The organism is Oceanobacter sp. 5_MG-2023 (assembly GCF_030548165.1).
GTDB lineage: Bacteria > Pseudomonadota > Gammaproteobacteria > Pseudomonadales > Oceanobacteraceae > Oceanobacter.
Genome location: NZ_JAUORS010000006.1, coordinates 128,677 through 146,065 on the forward strand (window position 1 = coordinate 128,677; position 17,389 = coordinate 146,065).

18 protein-coding genes are annotated in these 17,389 nt (G+C 53.8%); 4 read left to right on the forward strand and 14 right to left on the reverse strand.

What is annotated here, in order from left to right; genetic code table 11:
* Positions 1-8: 8 nt before the first annotated feature.
* From Q4551_RS06080 to dtd, 7 genes are all read right to left on the reverse strand, one after another.
* Complete coding sequence (locus tag Q4551_RS06080) at positions 9-524, reverse strand: hypothetical protein (RefSeq protein WP_303432517.1); 516 nt, start codon at positions 522-524, stop codon at positions 9-11.
* Positions 521-1,156: a hypothetical protein gene (locus tag Q4551_RS06085; RefSeq protein WP_303432518.1), complete on the reverse strand. Its 636-nt coding sequence runs from the start codon at positions 1,154-1,156 to the stop codon at positions 521-523. The genes Q4551_RS06080 and Q4551_RS06085 overlap by 4 nt, the downstream gene beginning before the upstream one ends.
* Positions 1,156-1,848 carry a MotA/TolQ/ExbB proton channel family protein gene (locus Q4551_RS06090; protein ID WP_303432519.1) on the reverse strand — a complete coding sequence of 231 codons (693 nt, stop codon included), beginning with the start codon at positions 1,846-1,848 and terminating at the stop codon, positions 1,156-1,158. Before Q4551_RS06090 ends, Q4551_RS06085 begins: the two co-directional genes overlap by 1 nt.
* 130 nt (positions 1,849-1,978) lie before the next feature.
* Positions 1,979-2,686 (reverse strand): hypothetical protein, encoded by a 708-nt coding sequence (locus Q4551_RS06095; RefSeq protein ID WP_303432520.1) that lies wholly within the window; start codon positions 2,684-2,686, stop codon positions 1,979-1,981.
* 375 nt (positions 2,687-3,061) lie between these two features.
* Positions 3,062-5,278, reverse strand: coding sequence for an FdhF/YdeP family oxidoreductase (locus Q4551_RS06100; protein ID WP_303432521.1), 2,217 nt, complete (start codon positions 5,276-5,278; stop codon positions 3,062-3,064).
* A 156-nt stretch (positions 5,279-5,434) separates the two neighbouring features.
* Entirely contained in the window at positions 5,435-5,803 is a 369-nt protein-coding gene (locus Q4551_RS06105; RefSeq protein WP_303432523.1) for a SirB2 family protein, read from the reverse strand.
* 23 nt (positions 5,804-5,826) lie between these two features.
* A complete protein-coding gene (gene dtd / locus Q4551_RS06110; protein ID WP_303432525.1) occupies positions 5,827-6,261 on the reverse strand; it encodes a D-aminoacyl-tRNA deacylase in 435 nt (144 codons plus the stop codon).
* A 142-nt stretch (positions 6,262-6,403) separates the two neighbouring features.
* On the opposite strand from dtd, the gene Q4551_RS06115 reads away from it, so the two are divergent.
* Positions 6,404-6,973, forward strand: coding sequence for a hypothetical protein (locus Q4551_RS06115; RefSeq protein WP_303432527.1), 570 nt, complete (start codon positions 6,404-6,406; stop codon positions 6,971-6,973).
* A 109-nt stretch (positions 6,974-7,082) separates the two neighbouring features.
* On the opposite strand, the gene Q4551_RS06120 is transcribed toward Q4551_RS06115, so the two are convergent.
* The 7 genes from Q4551_RS06120 to hpaE form a co-directional block, all read right to left on the reverse strand.
* Positions 7,083-8,012, reverse strand: a complete 930-nt coding sequence (locus Q4551_RS06120) for a helix-turn-helix domain-containing protein (protein WP_303432528.1) — start codon at positions 8,010-8,012, stop codon at positions 7,083-7,085.
* 3 nt (positions 8,013-8,015) lie between these two features.
* On the reverse strand, positions 8,016-8,501 hold the full coding sequence (locus Q4551_RS06125) for a universal stress protein (RefSeq protein WP_303432530.1): 486 nt from the start codon (positions 8,499-8,501) through the stop codon (positions 8,016-8,018).
* A gap of 26 nt (positions 8,502-8,527) precedes the next feature.
* Positions 8,528-9,856, reverse strand: coding sequence for a TRAP transporter large permease (locus Q4551_RS06130; protein WP_303432531.1), 1,329 nt, complete (start codon positions 9,854-9,856; stop codon positions 8,528-8,530).
* A 68-nt stretch (positions 9,857-9,924) separates the two neighbouring features.
* Complete coding sequence (locus tag Q4551_RS06135; RefSeq protein WP_303432532.1) at positions 9,925-10,443, reverse strand: TRAP transporter small permease; 519 nt, start codon at positions 10,441-10,443, stop codon at positions 9,925-9,927.
* A 7-nt stretch (positions 10,444-10,450) separates the two neighbouring features.
* Entirely contained in the window at positions 10,451-11,518 is a 1,068-nt protein-coding gene (locus Q4551_RS06140) for a TRAP transporter substrate-binding protein (RefSeq protein WP_303432533.1), read from the reverse strand.
* Positions 11,519-11,754: 236 nt separating this feature from the next.
* Positions 11,755-12,135 carry a 5-carboxymethyl-2-hydroxymuconate Delta-isomerase gene (locus tag Q4551_RS06145; RefSeq protein ID WP_303432534.1) on the reverse strand — a complete coding sequence of 127 codons (381 nt, stop codon included), beginning with the start codon at positions 12,133-12,135 and terminating at the stop codon, positions 11,755-11,757.
* Between the two features lie 2 nt (positions 12,136-12,137).
* Entirely contained in the window at positions 12,138-13,601 is a 1,464-nt protein-coding gene (hpaE, locus tag Q4551_RS06150) for a 5-carboxymethyl-2-hydroxymuconate semialdehyde dehydrogenase (protein WP_303432535.1), read from the reverse strand.
* Between the two features lie 286 nt (positions 13,602-13,887).
* Between hpaE and Q4551_RS06155 the strand changes: the two genes are divergently transcribed.
* Genes Q4551_RS06155 through Q4551_RS06165 form a run of 3 tightly spaced genes read left to right on the forward strand, consistent with a single transcriptional unit; the run spans position 13,888 to position 17,192 of the window.
* Positions 13,888-14,892 carry an AAA family ATPase gene (locus Q4551_RS06155; protein WP_303432536.1) on the forward strand — a complete coding sequence of 335 codons (1,005 nt, stop codon included), beginning with the start codon at positions 13,888-13,890 and terminating at the stop codon, positions 14,890-14,892.
* Positions 14,893-14,920: 28 nt separating this feature from the next.
* Positions 14,921-16,240: a VWA-like domain-containing protein gene (locus tag Q4551_RS06160; RefSeq protein WP_303432538.1), complete on the forward strand. Its 1,320-nt coding sequence runs from the start codon at positions 14,921-14,923 to the stop codon at positions 16,238-16,240.
* Positions 16,241-16,244: 4 nt separating this feature from the next.
* The gene (locus tag Q4551_RS06165; protein ID WP_303432539.1) at positions 16,245-17,192 is read left to right on the forward strand and encodes a hypothetical protein; all 948 of its coding nucleotides are present in this window, start codon (positions 16,245-16,247) and stop codon (positions 17,190-17,192) included.
* The last annotated feature ends 197 nt before the right edge of the window (positions 17,193-17,389 follow it).

Consider the following 17,389-nt stretch of genomic DNA (forward strand, 5'->3'; position numbering starts at 1 on the left):
TGTGACTCCTATTTTTCCGGTAGTGACGGGTCAGGTACAGCCACAAACTCAAGATCCAGAGGATGCTCTCCCAGCTGCTGGCGGAAGCGTTTGACCTCGGGCAAGTCGTCACCACCCGCTTTTATCCCCAACTGCAGATTCCCCGCCTTGGCCCGACGCATGGCACTTTCAACCCGGGCGTGCAGCTCCTGGTCATACGGCAGCTGATAAGCCCGTGGTTCGGGCGCCAGCTGATCCTTGTACAAATCAGTCAACCAGAGGTAAATCGCTCCCTCAGTACCATCGCTGTCGTCCGGTTCTTCAATAACGGCAAAATGCAGTAAAAACTTGTCTGGCACCTCAACACTCGCGGGCCAGCCCTGGCTGTCTTTCCAGCCCAGATAACTGCCCCAGTACAAGCCAGAGGCCAGCACCAGCAACATCAGTTTGGCTATCACCGACCAGTGACTGCTGATCAACGCCAGCACCAGCAAGGCCACCATCGCGGTATAGGCCAAAACCAAAAGCAACAGGGTTTCCGTCATTTATCCTCTCCCCGAACCAGGCTTTTTTGCAGCTGGTTGATATTGGTGACTTTGCCTTCCGGCGTAATCGTGAAACGAAAGGCGGTCACTTCATCACCTTCCTTGCTCAGCACTTCGGTGTGGTAAAACAGCACGTTCATTTTTGGATTCACTTCGGCCAGATACACGGTCGCAGGCACTTCGATACTGTCTGACGAGTGCAGCGGGTCCACTCCCTGCTGGGTTTTGAAATAATGCAGGTTGACGATGTACTCTCCCGCCGGACGCCCCCGGATGGTCAGCACTTCCTGATTGAGCGGATTACGAACCTCTACGCCATTCACCACCTGAACATCGTTAATCATGCCGCGATCATCCCGGTCCAGGTGCATCAATCCAGCCTGGGGTTGTTTGTAGCTCACCTGCTTCCCATCCGGGCCAGAGACCCAGATATCGACATCGTTGGGATTGCCATCCGGCCAGCTGACCGTAATCAGGAACTCCGCCTTGGGATCAACAATGCCGGTCCTGGCCGGTGGGTTCAGCAAGATCAATGCAACCAGAAACAGAAAGGTAAAGGTCAGCAGCGCGTTAAACAGTAAGTCGGTAAAGGGGTCGATGTCCGTATGTCTGTTATGACGAAACAACGCCATCAGCCCGCACTCATACGGTCGTTGGATAACACGGTCTGGCCCAGCGTCACGGCATCGGCCACCAGGCGGTCGGCAGAGCGATCCAGCAGCAGGTATTGCAGCCCCAATAAAATGCTGCAAACCAGCCCGACCAGTGTGGTATTCATCGCCACGCCCATACCGGTGGTCATTTGCTGCATCAGGACTTTCAGGTCAGACGTATCCAGATTCTCCAACCCCGACACCGACCCCAACATCAGCATAAAGCCGACCACGGTTCCCAGCAGCCCCAGCTTGACCAGGACACCGGTCATAAACCAGCCGACCTGATGACTGCCACGGACACGCTCCGCCAGGATTTCTGCGGCGAGGGCATTGTCTTGCTGAAGCGGGCCAAGCCCTTGTAAATACTGACCGCCCAGGGATGGCTCGGATGCCAACGCCAGCGAAGGAGCTGCTTGCCAGGCGCGCTGCAAGCGCGTCAATGCCAGGGCTTCTGCAGTCAGAATCCAGCTGCGATAGCCGCAATGACCACAGCCAACCACAAACACCAGTAAAATCACGCTGCTGATACGGGTAACATCTGCGGCCAGCAAGGTATTCAGCACCCCGAGATCCAGTAACAGCCAGGTGACAAATATCATCAGCCCCAGCAACAGGAGCCAGTGCAACAGCATTTGGTAAGAGGCCGGATCAGGGTTGGAAGAAGACATACCGCCACCTGCGATGGATGTGTTGTATTCGGTGACTTCTTATCTTGCGTGAAGCAGCGCCGCAGGTCAGCGCTACTATAGAACCGGGTGAAGGGCCGGATGGCCCGAATGGCAGTAGTCGATGGTCGTACTATTCTGGCAACAGCAGAGCGAGGATGCGGCGTTTCTCTTCCAGCGTCAGCATCAAGTGCTGGTCATGGTAATCGGCCAAACGGCGGATGGAATAGTTGAACTTGCGGGCAAATTTTCGGCTTCGGGGGCAAAAATAACGCGTGACGCCGGTATCGATCCAGATCACATGCTGTTTCAGCGGATGAGCAAAAACGTTGTTCAGATGACAATCCGAGAACACCACGCCAGCATCCCGCATGGTGCGCAGATCATCCAGAATCAGATCCAGCCAATGGATACGCTCTTCCGGGGTCAGTCCGCCGGACAAGAACATCTCAAAGACTTCCTGCGCCCCGACAGACGCCAGATCTTCCATAATGTAATAACCGAGATAGCGGTAGCGGCTGCCAGGTAACAGCCCGATCCCGACTTCATGAATGGCGGCGACGTGCACCCCAAGCCGGGTCAATAAACGATTCCCCTGCACCTCTTTGAACAGGCGGCTGTGCGCCCAAAGGGTCTTGACGTACTCATGCCAGCTACGGGCCTTGATCAGCTTGAGCACCGACAAGCCATTATCCGTCATGGCCACGGTGGACGGGGTATGATCGATAATCACTTGATCTGCGGTTCTTATGCCATTTTCGGGCAATCGACGTGATGACCGGAAACAGACAAATGCCTGAGAGACATCCAGCCAGGGCAGTTTTACATAAGTGATCATCATAAGCTTAATTCCATCGGCCGGTTCCGGCAGCCAGTAACGTATAAACGTTATTAAACCAACCCGGAAAGCCATGGAATTAGTCCTGCTTATAACAACAGTTTGTTAATTATTTATGACAATAATGGTTTTTAACTTAAAAGAAAAAGACAAGGAACCAGAAGCAACCAAAGTGCCTTTTTTGTGAGAAAAACGCCTCAATTACACGATTGACAACCCATAATCAGCAGCAACAACCCAAAGGTGGGTTGCGCCCAATCGACTGGATATGATTATTCCATTAATGGAATACAGTTATCCATTTAACCCTGTCAACCGATCGGCACCCGGTTTGGATCAGCAGCAGATGTCAGCCCTGCTGCATCAACCGTCGTCGGGTCACACCTCTATCGCCACCGCCACCGACTTGAAGGCCGGGGTATGACTTCTGGGGTCACGCTCAATCCCTGTCAGCACATTGGCTTCCGGGTAATAGGCCATTACCGCCCCCCGGCTCAGTCCATACGGGTAAACCTCAACCGCTTCCATACAGCCATTAGGGGAACGTAACGTCACCTTCTGCTGCGGTTTGATGCCCTTTTCCAGCATATCCTGTGGCGACATCAATACCGACCAGCGGTTAGGCGTACCACGATAGCTGTCCGCTTCTTCATAGATAATGGAGTTAAATTGCCCCTCGCTGCGCACACTCATCAGAGCAAACGGAAACTCAGCCGCCCTTGCCAGATCCGGCAATGAATGGGTCTGGAAGTGAGCCTTGCCGCTGCTGGTCGCAAACTCCGGCGTTTTGATCAGCCGGTTGGGAATATGGAACTCCCGCTGACTGTCACTGATATCCGCCAGACCAGCCATACCCGGAATCACCCGCGCAATACATTCCCGCACCCCTTGATGAGACTCGATCGAGGTCAGATTCAGGCCCGGTTGACGCACACCGCGCTTGAGCATTTCCAGCAAAATGCTGCTTTCGGACTTAACGTTATCCAACCGGATAATGCCGCCATCACTCAAGCGCACAAAGTTAAACATCGACTCTTGTGTGGTGGGTTCAAATTCTTCATCCCGGGCCGCGACAGGCAATACAAAGGCTTCGCTGTTTTCCATCCCGGAGACATGCCCCCGGTTTAGCGTAGTGGTCAGGAATACCTTGGTCTTGACCCGGTCGAGTGCCTCTCTGGCCCAGCGTGTATCTGGCGTCGCATCCAGCAGATTACCACCCAGCATAACCGCCAGATCCATCTCTCCGGCATGGGCTTGCTCCAGGCTGGCCAGCGTATCCAGACCCGGCTCGGTTGGCAGCTGCACGTTCAACTCTTCCTCCAGTGCCTGAAACACCTGTTCGGGCAACACCGGCTTCACCCCGATGGTGCCGATCCCCTGGACATTGCTGTGGCCCCTGAGCGGCAACAGTCCGGCCCCCGGCTTGCCAACCATACCCCGGCACAAGGCCAGATTGGCGATGGCTTCCACCGTATCGGCACCATGGGTGTGGTGCGTTACCCCCATGCCCCAGGCAAAAATCGCTTTTTCCGAACGCCCGTACAAAGCCGCAATCCGGTCGATATCAGCCTGAGGAACACCGGTTGTCTCTTCAATTTCAGCCCAGCCCAAAGCCGCGACCAGCGTCAGAAAGGCGTCACTGCCTTCGGTATGCGCCTGAATAAAGGCATCGTCCATCAGCCCCTGTTGCAGCAGGGATTTGGCAATGCCGTACAACAACCAGATATCCGACCCCACTGTGGGCTGCAAATACTCGGAGGCAATTTCACTGCCGCCTTTCAGCATGGAACGGGGGCTCTTGGGTACAGCAAACTTCACCAGCCCGGATTCCTTGGCCGGATTCATCACCACCACATGACCGCCACGTTCACGCAGGGCCATCAGCTTATGCATCAACCGCGGGTGATTGGATGCCGGATTGGCTCCCACCAGCACCACCAGATCACACTCCACCAGATCCTCCAGCTCCACGGTGGCAGTGTACGAACCCACCGTGGATTGCAGACCAACACCGGTCGCCTGATGGCAGTAATACGAACAGTTGGAAACATTATTGGTACCCGATAATCGTGCCAGCAACTGCAACACAAAACCGGCCTCGTTGGACGAACGCCCGGAGGAATAGAAAAAACTGCGCTCCGCAGGGGTTGCCTGCATACGCTCGGCAATACGCTCAAATGCCGACTCCCAGCTCAGCACCTGATACTGGTCACTGTCAGCGGGTTTGAACAACGGCGTATTCAAACGGCCAAGATGTTCCAGCTCATAACGGCTCAGTTGCTGGAAATCCTCCAGCGTATGCTGAAAAACAGCCTCTGGTATTGGCGGCTGGATATCCGTTGACTGGGCCTGAATACTCTTGTTGCAGACCGACGGAAATTCATCCATTTCGTTGGTCATGCCGCCATGCTGCCCTCCCATCCCCAGACCACAAGCTTTGCAGGCATTGTGGCTTTTGAGTGCCTTGGCAGAATTGATCAAGCCAATACGACCAACGGTCTGCAAGGTATACAAAACTTTTTTGGGGCCGCCACCCACAATGGAAGGGGCGCTCGCCGTACGGGCGGTAGATAAGACAGAATCGGATTTACTCATGGACAGCTCCGTGCAACCGCCCGTGTCCGATCAGATGACAGTGACGGTACAATGTGAGATCAATGAGTCAGTAAAGCGCCTGCGCCGTCAGAATCCAAGCCATAACCCCAGCCGTAAAAGTCTTTTGCAATCAGGCACAATATCAAGCCAGCAATATCAGGCCAGCCACGACAACAGGTTATGACTCTTTGCCACCCCGATCAGATAGCCATACATCGCCAGGGTCAGCACAGCCGCCGGAATATTGCGCTGGCGAATCGCCACCACACCGGCACCAATCAGCACCACCAGCCCGATCACCTTGCCCGTCAACCAGCCATCCACAATCGGGTATTGGCCAATCAGCACACACAGCCAGATAGCAAACACCAGCAAGATGGTATCGATCACATGCGGCAGGATTTTAACCAGTTTGTTTTTCATCACCCCGGACTGGGCATACGCCAGACCGAAACGAACCAGAAACAACAAGGCCGACAAATAAGCCAGACCGGCGTGAGCGTGTTTTATTGCAGAGTAATCCATAAGGTCCTCAAAAAATGACAGGGTTAAACATTCAGCCAAAAAGTGACCGGGCCATCGTTGGTCAACGCCACTTGCATATCAGCACCAAACCGGCCGCTGGCAGTATGAACACACTGCCCCGCCTCTGCGACAAAATAATCGTACAGGGATTCCGCCAATGCCGGAGGCGCGGCGGTTGAAAAGCCCGGGCGCAAGCCGCGTCCGGTATCCGCTGCCAGAGTAAACTGCGACACCACCAGCAATTGCCCCCCTGCTGCCAACAGGCTGCGATTCATGCGCCCCTGATCATCACTGAACACCCGATAATTCAGCACCTTGTGCAACAACTTGTCTGCTGTCGCCGTGGTATCGTCTGGCTGCACTCCCAGCAGCAATAACAACCCTGCACCGATCTCGCCAACCACTTCACCATCCACCGCCACACTGGCGTGAGCAACCCGCTGAATCAATCCGATCATCTGTCTTCCTGTTTAACCAGTTCACAATTTCAACGCCTGCAGCATAACGATGAATTCCAGCGCTGCACATCATTCACCCTTGCCGCAAAAACTCGGGTAAGCTGTCACCAAACCTACACAATGACAGAGTACAGACTCCCTCATGCGCCCGATATTCCTTCGACGTTCTGTGATGACCCGGCTGTTATGCCTGTTCTGTCTGACCACCAGCCATGCCTTTGCCGCCACCCAGGTGCATGTATCCCGGGATGCGGAAGGCAACCTGGTGTTCAGTGACCGCGTCAGTGAAGGCTCAGAACCCCACGAAGTGGAAGAGTTGCCCACCGTCCCCGCCTTTGTTGCGCCGTCGGCCACCTCCACCAGCCAGACCCAAACCACTGCCCAAGCCGGACAGTTTTACACTCACCTGAAAATTCTCAGCCCCGGCAATCAGGACAATATCCCCACCGGACTGGCCGCCAGCCTGAACATCGTGATCGACGCCCTGCCAGCATTACGGGCCTCAGATACCTTTGTGGTGCTGGTCGATGGCAAACCGGTGACATCCGGACGCGACAACAGCTTGCCGATCAACCAGCTGGTGCGCGGCCAGCACACACTGGAAGCCGTTATCAATAACGCCAGTGGTCAGGAAATTTTGCGCAGTCAGGCCGTGACGGTGTATATCCAGCGCCACTCGATCCAGAATCCGCAGTTACAGCAACGGCATTAACGCCCGAGCACCGGCCAGCCAAGCACCGGTCCATTACCTACAGCCCCCAAATATCGTCACACCGGGCGACGGATCCAGCAGCAGCGGAATACATTCAGAACGGGATGATTTATCGGCTCTGACGCACGGTTTCAGAGGGTAATTCCCCAAGGTAATCACGGTACTGCCGGGCAAAACGCCCCATGTTAACGAAGCCGTACTCCATCGCCACCTGGGTGATGTTTTTCGACAACCCGGGCTGGCTCAGTCGCATATAAACCGCTTCCAGCCGTAGATGCCGGAAGTATTCCGTCGGGGTCTGATTCAGCTGTATCCGGAACAAGCGGTACAGGCTGCGTACCGTCAGTGCCAACTGGCTGGCCAGAGGCTCCAGCAAAAACTCCTGATCCAGCCGCGCCAGCATGTAATCACGGCAATGCTGCAAACGGATATCCAGCAATGGCTGGCGCTGGAACATGGGTCGCCCGGGGAACTCCCACAGATCCAGAATGCAGTGCTCCATCAACTCAAAACAATGGCGGCAAATACCTTCCAGTGGCTCCACGCTATCGAGCATTTTGGTCGCCAGCCCTAACAGCAGCTGACTGTTGGTGCTGGGATTCAACGGTGCTTGCTGCTGCCAGTTTCCGGCAGGCAAGACCAACCCCAACTCCAACGCCCGGTGACAGATATTGCCTTGCTGGACACTGGCAATCACCAGCCGTGTTCTGGTGTCACTGCTGATCAAGCGTGACTGACCCGGCATCAGCAACAGCGACTGCCCCGGCACCATCCGATACACCCTGGTGCCCACAGAGACCTCTGGAAAGCCCCGCTCACACAGCAACAGTTCCAGCGTTGCGGCCGCCAGTGTCTGTTGCTGTCTGACGCCATTCACCGCCTCCAGTCGCTGGATTTTCCAGCTGGAGTAACAAGCACCCCAATGGTTTTCTGGTGCCATGACGATCGCTTCAGTCGACCCGCTACATCCCCAAAGAGACGATTGCGCCAAGCCTCCTGACCCTTCATGGGCCTGAACACCCGTTACCGAGGTATTCACGGTTTATCCGGCCAACCCGATGGGCACCACCAACACCGGCCGTTTGCTGTGATGCACCACTTTGCTGGAAGTACTGCCTACCAGGCTGTGCTGATGGCGTACTCCCATCACAATCACACTGGCATTAATGGCCTCCGCAACCTCAAGAATCTGCTTCCAGGGAGTGCCTTCCTTGACACAGGTCGTCAGTTTGCCGCCATCCAGCATCGCCGCCGCATCCAGTTCTTCGCGGCAGAAACGATCAACCCGCTCCTGCACCTGTTGCTGGATGTGTTGCAAACTGTTGTCGTGCAAATCTTGCAGTGAATGGTCGGCGGCCATCATTGAGCGCACCAGTTTTTCGGCATTGCTACGCACCGGCTCCACGACATGCAGGAAGGTGATTTCCGACGCGTACTGGCCACACAGGCTCACCGCGGTACGAAATGCCGGCCGGGCCCCTGCCTGGATATCCGAGGCATACAAAATACGGGTTACTTCAGGCAACATATCAAGTCCCTCATGGTTGTCTGTTGTTATCGATACAGCAATTCAGGCAGGATCATGGAGATCACCGGTATAAAGACAATCAACGCCAAACGCACAATATCGGCACACCAGAAGGGCGTGACGCCTTTAAATATCGTGGCCGGTTTGACATCCCGTAATACCGCACTGAGCACAAATACGTTCATCCCCACCGGCGGTGTAATCAGGCTGATTTCAGTCACCACCACGACCACGATGCCAAACCACACCAGATCGAACCCCAGGCTTTGCACCAGCGGGTAAAAAATCGGCACCGTCAGCAACATCATCGACAAGCTCTCAAACACCATGCCGAGCACGATATAAATCCCCAGAATCACCAGGATGACTCCCATCGGACCAATCTCCAACGAGGTCACAAAATTCAGCAAGTCATCCGGTAATCCTGCCCGGTTGATAAAGTCAGAAAAAATCAACGCCCCGATCAATACAGCAAACAACATGGCACTGGTACGACCAGTATCTGTCAGGGCATCAAACAGGCCTCCCATACTTAACGAACGCCGCATCAGCGCGATAATAAAGGCACCACCGGCACCAATACCGGCGGCTTCTGTGGGTGTAAAAACCCCCAGATAAATCCCCCCCATCACCACGGTGAACAGAACCAATACACCCCAAACGCCCTTCATGGCATCCAGTCGCTCTGACCAGCTCATTTTTTCACCCCGAGGGCCAGCTTCCGGATTGCGCCAGACAACGTACCGTACCGCCCCCAGATACATGAAAATACCCAGAATGCCGGGAATAAAACCCGCAGCGAACAACTCGCGAATACTGGATTCGGTCAATAACCCGTAGATCACCAGAATCACACTGGGAGGAATCAGAATGCCCAGAGTGCCACCGGCAGCAATCGAGGCGGTCGCCAGCGAATCGGCATACCCAAATTTACGCATCGGCGGCATCGCCACTTTGGCCATGGTGGCCGAGGTCGCCAGCGATGACCCGCAAATGGCCGAAAAACCACCACACGCCACCACCGTAGCCATCGACAAGCCACCTTTACGGTGCCCCAGAAAGGCATTGGATGCCTGATACAACTCTTGTGACAACCCGGATTTGGTCACCAGGTTGCCCATCAGAATAAACAGAGGAATCACCGACAGGCCATACTCCTGGGCAGTATCGATGACCCGGTTGGATGCCAGTGACAAAGCACCGGTCCAACGAAAATCCATAAAGTTATCTATCGTCAGGCCCTGCAAAACAGCAAAGCCGAAGAAGCCCACAATGCCCATTGCAAACGCAATAGGGATGCGAACCAAAACAATCAATGCCAATAAAATGGCAAATCCGATTAATGCTTCGATCATAATGAATATCCGCGATGAAGATGGATCGACCCCGCTTGACAACGTCATACCGTCGTTCGGTACAAGGCCTAGTGTCGGGGTTCAGTAAGGATTCGGTAAATGCCATAGCTGACCAGCAAAGCTGCCGTGACGTAACTCATGGCGGCAATGTAGTGAACGATATAACCCGTGGGGATTTCCAGATACTCGGTGACGACTTCGCGCCGTAATGACCGGTTGGCCAGATAGAACATCCGTTCTGCCAAAAAGTACATTGCGCCCGACATCGCCAGTGCCGACACCATACCCAGCACCTTCACCAACGCCGAACCCAACACGTTATCCAGAATATCCACCACCACGTGACCACCACGCCAGGTGATCACCGGCATTTCGGCAAACACCAGAATCGCCAGGCCCAACTCCGTCAATTCCACCGCACCATCGACGGCGTTATTAAAAAAGTAGCGGCCAATCACGTCGGAGCAGGTCAGCAGCATCAACAACATCAGCACCGCAGCCGCACAGGCTTCGAGAAAAAAGGCCAGCCAGACGACAGGCCCTTTTTCTTCGTAGTGCTCGGCAAGCCAATGGCTAAAAGCACTCATAATCACCTCACTCTGCCGCAGGAACAGCGGTGGCGTCGACCGGCACATAGCCGCGAGCAATACGACGCAACTCCTTCAGCGCCTGACGGGCATCACCACTACGATCTGACACCGACTCAAGCCATTCTTCATCCATACCCTGGGTCAGGGTTTCAAACTGGCGCGACATCAAATCCTTGGCCGAGACATGGACGATCTTCACTCCGGCCGCCTTGGCTGCCTGGTAACCTTCTGCATCACCCGCGTCCCAGGCACGACCGGCCATGGCCGACAGTTTTTCACCTGACACCGCCAAAATCGCTTTGCGGTCACGAGGCTCCAAGCTTTCCATAAACTCAGGATTAACAAAAATCGAGAAACTGCCCATGTACAGACCTTCAGGCAAGACAGTCACACTGGTGGTTACTTCGTTCAGGCGCAGCACTTTCTGCTCCATCATCGGCAGAAATGCCCCGTCGATCACACCCTGCTGCAGCATTTCGTAGACCTTCGGAGCAGGAGCACCCACCGCCGTCACGTGCATACGTTCTGCCAGCACGCTCTGGACGCCACCCCCCACCCGGATCTTCATGCCTTCCAGATCAGAAAAGGAATTAATCGGCTTCTTGGTATGAATATGGCCAGGGCCGTGGGTGAACATACCGATCACCTCCAGACCTTCAAATTCACCCTCATCTTTCAGATATTTTTCGTACACCTGCCACAAAGCCACCGATGCCGCCTCGGCACCGACACCCAGACCGGGTTGCTCAACAATCTGAGGCAGCTTGAAACGACCAGGAACATAACCGTGGTAGCTGAAGCTGGCATCGTAAACACCATCTTCAACCAGTTGGAACAAGGTTTTGGGATGGCCCGAACTGTTCTCCACCTTGACCTTGACGCGACCTTCCGTCGCTTCTTCCACCCACTTTGCCCAGGTTGGCCACACCACCGCATTCTGGGCATTGGTTGGTGGCAACCAGGTACCGACCCGCAAAATGGTTTCGGAAAATGCCGGCGCTGCCATGGCAGTACCCGCAGCCAGAACCAGTACCGACATGGCAGATTTCAGACGATGTGTAATTGTTATCATTTTCGGCCTCGTAATATTTTTATTTCCCGAACAGGCAAAGCCGTGAGTGCAGGCTTTTCTGTCTTGCTGCCGGGGTATTTTTTATTGTCATCAATTGTTATCTATCGCCCGCTTCAGATGATAGATAAAGCATCAGCTGCCGCACACCGCAGCCAATAACACCGCAAAACCATCCCTTGCAGAGCCTGACCAAGTGAGCAGGCCCAGAGCACCGGCAATTTGCTCAGTAAAACCCTTCAGGCAAACAGTGGATGGATATTATTTTTATTAAACTTGAGCACCGGATCCAGCTCGGTCATTTCAAATGAAATCTGCACATAGCGCTCAGCCGTGACCGGTTGCATCCAGTCACACAGAGTCTCGAACACCCGTTCCGCAACAGCCTGTTTAAGCGCCATATCCCGGCCATGACCAATCTTCAGGCTCAGGTTCAGGTAGCCAAAACCCTCACGGCCATCGGCTACCCGGTAGTCATAACAACGAATCGCACGGCTGCGCACGCCCCCGATCGGGAATGCACCGGTCGATACCACATAGTCATGCAAGGCCTTGAACAGCGGCTGAAAATCCAGCAACTCATGCAAGTTATCGGAGTAGTCGACAACAAAATGCGGCATGGCTACACACCCCACTTCGGAATATGGTGCGACCCCATGCTGACACAGACATTCTTCGGTTCGCAGAACACCTCAAAGCTGTAATCCCCCCCTTCGCGGCCAGTACCGGAACCCTTCACACCACCAAACGGAGTACGCAGGTCACGGACGTTCTGACTGTTCACAAACATCATCCCGGCTTCTACCGAACGGGCAATGCGATGCACCTTGCCCACGTCCTGAGTCCACAAGTAGGACGCCAGACCGTAGTCATTATCGTTCGCCATCGCTACCACATCGGCTTCATCCTTGAACGGAATCAACACCGCGACCGGGCCGAAAATTTCTTCACGGGCAATACGCATATTATTGGTGACGTCACGGAATACGGTTGGGCGCACAAAGTGGCCGCCTTTCAGATGATCCGGCAACTCATTGACCGGTTTCTCCGGGCCACCGGCAATCAGCGTGGCGCCTTCTTCAATACCAATCTTGATATAGCCGGTGACCTTGTCCCAATGGCCCTGACTGATCAGAGAGCCTACCTTGGTATCCATATTCATCGGATCACCGACAGTAATCTTGTTGGCACGGGCAGCGAACTCTTCGCAGAAGCGATCGTAAATACCCTCTTGCACAAAAATGCGAGAACCAGCGGTGCAGCGTTCACCGTTGATCGAGAAAATGCCAAACACCGCCGCGTCTAACGCCCGCTCGTAATCACAATCATCAAAAATCATCACCGGCGATTTACCGCCCAGTTCCATCGAAAACTTCTTCAGGCCCGCATTGGCAATAATGTGTTTACCGGTCGAAGTACCGCCAGTAAACGAAATGGCATTGACATCAGGGTTCGTAATCAACGCATTGCCTGTGGTGCCGCCAAAACCGTGCACCACGTTAAACACACCCGCTGGAATACCGGCTTCCAGCGACAGCCGAGCCAGAAAATCCGTAGTCAGTGGCGACAACTCGGACTGTTTCATTACTGCCGTGTTACCCAGTGCCAGGGCTGGAGCAGTCTTCCAGGTACCGGTCATAAACGGCACGTTCCAGGGCGAAATCAGCGCACAGACACCGGTTGGCTGATACAGGGTGTAATTCAGCATCTGGTCATCCATCGGGTAGGTATGACCGTTCATTTGTTTGGCTTTTTCAGCAAAAAAATAGAAATTGCTGGACGCCCGTGGAATCAAGGCGTTACGCGTCTGATACAGCGGCAAACCGGTATCTGCAGTTTCCATCGCCGACAGCTCATCGACGTTATCGGCAATCAGATCCCCCAGCTTCTCGATGATTTTGGAACGCTTGGCGACCGGCATGTTGGCCCAGGCCGGAAAGGCATTTTTCGCCGCCTGACACGCCGCTGCCACTTGTTCTGGCGAGGCATGAGCCACCTCAGCCAGAACTTCACCCGTAGCAGGATTCACCGTTTCAAAGGTTTCCTTGCTCTCAACCCATTTGCCGTCAATCAGATTCTTGATCATCAGTGTCTGCCTTTTCTTGTTTTCAACGAGCCGCTGGCGACTCTGTGTTCTCACAGTTGGCGCTCTCAGATGAGCCGCAAACCAGTTAATATATTAATCAATCTATTTAACATGTTAAATAATGTCAACTGACAAATGTCAAACAGCACGTTAGAGCCACCGACTTTGGCGGAGTTTTGGGGAGATAAATGGCAACGGAAGGCTCACTGACAAGGCATCAAAGCCTGTCAACAAGTGTCTGTTTTTGGCACTATCCAGAATATTCAACAAGGAAATGTTTCGTCGTATGAATGTCACTGAACTGCAAAACTACCTGCAACTCCTTATCCAGAACCGCCTGCACCAGGCCGTAATGGTGTGGGGTAAACCGGGAATTGGTAAATCCTCCATCGTGCGCAGCCTCTGTGAACAAAACAAACTGCAGTTTATCGACGTGCGCTTAAGCCAGTTGATGCCCAGTGATCTACGTGGGATTCCAGTACCGGATCAGAACATGACCCACTGGTATCCCCCTGCATTTCTGCCTCAGGAAGGCGAAGGCATCCTGTTTATGGATGAAATCAATATGGCTCCCCCCGCACTGCAGGGTGTGGCCCAACAGCTAGTGCTGGACAGGCAAGTTGGGGACTATTGCCTGCCTGATGGCTGGCTGGTCTGGGCAGCGGGGAACCACAGCACCGACCGCGCTGCGGTTTACGATATGCCTGCGCCGCTTGCCAACCGATTTATCCACCTGACGCTGAACGAATCGATCAATGACTTCCGCGCCTATGCTCTGGCAACCGGATTGCATCCAGACGTGATCGGCTTTGTAAGTTTCCGCAGTGACCTGCTGCACAAGATGCACCCGACCAATCCGGCCTGGCCATCACCACGCAGTTGGGAAATGGCTGCCCGTCTCCACCAGATCGGTTTATCGATTGAGCCCGCTGTCGGCGATGCCTGTGCACTGGAGTTTCATGCCTTCTGCCGTTTGCAACACGATTTGCCGGGCATGGAAGCCATCCTCAAAGGCACATCCACAGCAGAGTTTCCTCAAGAACCCTCTTTACGCTATGCATTGATCTGTCACCTGATCAGCCGAGCGGAAAAAAACCAACAAGCCGTGCATTGTTTTGAGTGGCTGATTGAGCAAGCAAGCTCAGAATGGATTCAGATGTTTGTCTCTGAATTGGTGCCTGTTCTGAAACAGCGTAAGCAATACTCTGCTTTCACCCCAAAAATTATTGGCAACGAAAAAGCGCGACAGTATCTGACGCAATTTGCAGGGTTAATGATGGAACTTGATTGAGTTCGCCAGAACAACAAGGACCAGCCACATGTTCCCTTTTCAAGACAATCTGGATGACCTCTGGACCCGCTTTGTACTGACGTTACGCAGGCAGCATCCTTTCCTGGCCAGTCTGGCCATGTTTGCCCGCTTCCAGCCAGACAATCAGGTTCACATTGCCGAAACGGCAGGTCAGACGTTACGAGTGGAACCCGGATTTTTAAGCTCTCTGCCCCAACCAGAACAAACCAGCTACCTTCTGCACCAGTTACTTCATCTGGCGTTGAACCACCAGCAACGAATGGGAGAACGAGAGCAATCCCGCTGGAATGAAGCCGCCGATATTGTCGTAAACCAGATTATCCGTGAGACTACCCGCTTTCCGGCAGCCCCCCGAACATGCTCAAAGACAGGCTTTGCCGGGTATTCGGTTGAAGAGGTTTATCAATTACTGCCGCCGGTTAATATGGACGAATCAGCAGCCAGCCAACAGCCTTCAGCCTCCCAGCAATGCACTTCCTCAAATGCGGGCACTGAAGGAGACTCTGATACCGGCAAGCCAAGCTCGAAAAACATGAATGGAACACCCCATCACGACCTGTTGCGCCAGCCTTCCGTCGACTTGCAGCAGCAAAGCACAAATAGCCAAAACTACTGGCGAGGCGCGCTGGCAACTGTACAACAGCTGGCAAATGGCCACATTGCCATCGGCCAGGCGGAACAAAATGCCAGCCACTTACCTGCCGGATTGCTACCCGGAGATACCACTTCGTCGTTAGCCATTGAGCTTGAAATTCTGCGCGAGGACAGCCTCGACTGGCGCGCCATGCTGCGCCACTACATGATTCCCTCACGAAACGATTACGTCGAGTTTGACCCCAGATTGCTGCATCAAGGCTTGTATCTGGAATACCTGCAATCCGAGCAGTTGCGCGTCGACATCATTATTGACACCAGCACCTCCATTGAACGCGATCAGCTATCGAGCTTTCTGAACGAGGTAGAAGCCATTCTGAATAGCCACCCGGATATCATTGCCCGGCTGTTCTACATTGATATCGAACTCAACGGCCCACATCTGTTGCAACGCAATCAGCCCCTGCCGCAACCGGTCGGTGACGGTGGCACCAGCTTTGTGCCCTACTTCAATTTTCTGGCAACCGAGCACAGCCTGCTGGAGCGCCCTTCAGTGGCCATTTACTTCACCGACGGCTTTGGAGAATTTCCCGCCGAGCCACCCGGTATTGACGTGTTATGGGTGGTACCACCTCGCTCAGCCAACCAGCAAGAGTATCTGTCCTGGTTAGCCCAAAGAAATCCCAAAAGCCCCCTGTTTCCATTTGGGGGCAAAGTCGATTTGAAGGATTAAGAAAATGACGATTGATTTGATCAAGCAATCACTACAAGCCCCAGACGAAGAGCTTCGATACGATGAAGGTTGGGGAGATAAATACCCAGCCTATGGATTCTGGCGGCAAGAAGAAAATCAACAGCAACTGAAAGAGGCGCTGGCAACGATCGAAGCAATTAACAGCGTTGATTTTTGTGTAATTGAGCAGTGCCTTCAATCGCCGCAATGCCAGGAATGGTTCATTGCCTGGGTATTCATTTTGCGCAAGGGCCTCACCACCGATCAATGCTCCCAGCTTCTAAGCCATACCAATGCCCCAAGCTATCTGATCATACTCGATGAGACCTTCAAGCGCTTAAACGTAGTCCGTCCGAGACAGTTTACAGACATCGAATACGCGTTACTTGATAGCAATGGATTACTAGGATTGAGAAAGCTTTTCAAAGACTCATCAAACCCGATAAAGACTTACCCCCCGGAAATTCTGCTGAACTACATGCTGGCCAGCCTTGATGAAAAATGTAGCGCCGAAGACCTGAAGATTTTCCTGCGGTTGGCGACCGAGTTTCAACCACACCACCTTGAGCGAATGGCCAGCTCGAAGCACTGGCAATTACGACTGGCTGCGGCGCAATCCTCAAGCACTTCCGATGAACTATTCAAAAAACTTGCCAAAGACAGCAGCAAAAAGGTTCGGGAAGCCGCATCGGTTCGCGCTCAATTGGCAGCAAAACAGTCCGCAGCACAAAAGACAAACAGCCAGCAAGCAATCACACCGGATTTTGACCTTCGATTAATGCAGAAAGCCGTACCGGTAGAGCAGTTACGGGAAATTGCCCAAGCTGGCTCCCCCCTGTCCGTCTGTGCTGCCACCTTGCATAGCAACAGCACCATCGATGTTATTCGTGCCGCCGAAAGTCGTGATTTACCTGAATGGGCTCAACTCGGCATCGCCAGATACACAGACTAAGAGAAGCGCATCATTTCACTACTGAAGGGCGCCAGCAAGTTCATCAAGATAGCGCTGGCAGCCAACTCCGCACTGACCAGGCAACAGGCTTTACAGCTGCTCGGTGACGACTGGTGCAATGCCATCATCGCCAACCGGTTTATCGACGACCCAGAGGTTCTGGACTCAATTACCGAACCAGAAAAGTGGCCAGATAT

Coding starts and splice junctions, on each gene's coding strand:
- Q4551_RS06160 (WP_303432538.1), top strand. CDS start 14,921: ATGTTCCCTTTTCAAGACAATCTGGATGACCTCTGGACCCGCTTTGTA.
- Q4551_RS06145 (WP_303432534.1), bottom strand. CDS start 12,135: ATGCCGCATTTTGTTGTCGACTACTCCGATAACTTGCATGAGTTGCTG.
- dtd (WP_303432525.1), bottom strand. CDS start 6,261: ATGATCGGATTGATTCAGCGGGTTGCTCACGCCAGTGTGGCGGTGGAT.
- Q4551_RS06130 (WP_303432531.1), bottom strand. CDS start 9,856: ATGATCGAAGCATTAATCGGATTTGCCATTTTATTGGCATTGATTGTT.
- Q4551_RS06140 (WP_303432533.1), bottom strand. CDS start 11,518: ATGATAACAATTACACATCGTCTGAAATCTGCCATGTCGGTACTGGTT.
- hpaE (WP_303432535.1), bottom strand. CDS start 13,601: ATGATCAAGAATCTGATTGACGGCAAATGGGTTGAGAGCAAGGAAACC.
- Q4551_RS06135 (WP_303432532.1), bottom strand. CDS start 10,443: ATGAGTGCTTTTAGCCATTGGCTTGCCGAGCACTACGAAGAAAAAGGG.
- Q4551_RS06105 (WP_303432523.1), bottom strand. CDS start 5,803: ATGGATTACTCTGCAATAAAACACGCTCACGCCGGTCTGGCTTATTTG.
- Q4551_RS06090 (WP_303432519.1), bottom strand. CDS start 1,848: ATGTCTTCTTCCAACCCTGATCCGGCCTCTTACCAAATGCTGTTGCAC.
- Q4551_RS06115 (WP_303432527.1), top strand. CDS start 6,404: ATGCGCCCGATATTCCTTCGACGTTCTGTGATGACCCGGCTGTTATGC.
- Q4551_RS06155 (WP_303432536.1), top strand. CDS start 13,888: ATGAATGTCACTGAACTGCAAAACTACCTGCAACTCCTTATCCAGAAC.
- Q4551_RS06165 (WP_303432539.1), top strand. CDS start 16,245: ATGACGATTGATTTGATCAAGCAATCACTACAAGCCCCAGACGAAGAG.
- Q4551_RS06095 (WP_303432520.1), bottom strand. CDS start 2,686: ATGATGATCACTTATGTAAAACTGCCCTGGCTGGATGTCTCTCAGGCA.
- Q4551_RS06080 (WP_303432517.1), bottom strand. CDS start 524: ATGACGGAAACCCTGTTGCTTTTGGTTTTGGCCTATACCGCGATGGTG.
- Q4551_RS06100 (WP_303432521.1), bottom strand. CDS start 5,278: ATGAGTAAATCCGATTCTGTCTTATCTACCGCCCGTACGGCGAGCGCC.
- Q4551_RS06125 (WP_303432530.1), bottom strand. CDS start 8,501: ATGTTGCCTGAAGTAACCCGTATTTTGTATGCCTCGGATATCCAGGCA.
- Q4551_RS06085 (WP_303432518.1), bottom strand. CDS start 1,156: ATGGCGTTGTTTCGTCATAACAGACATACGGACATCGACCCCTTTACC.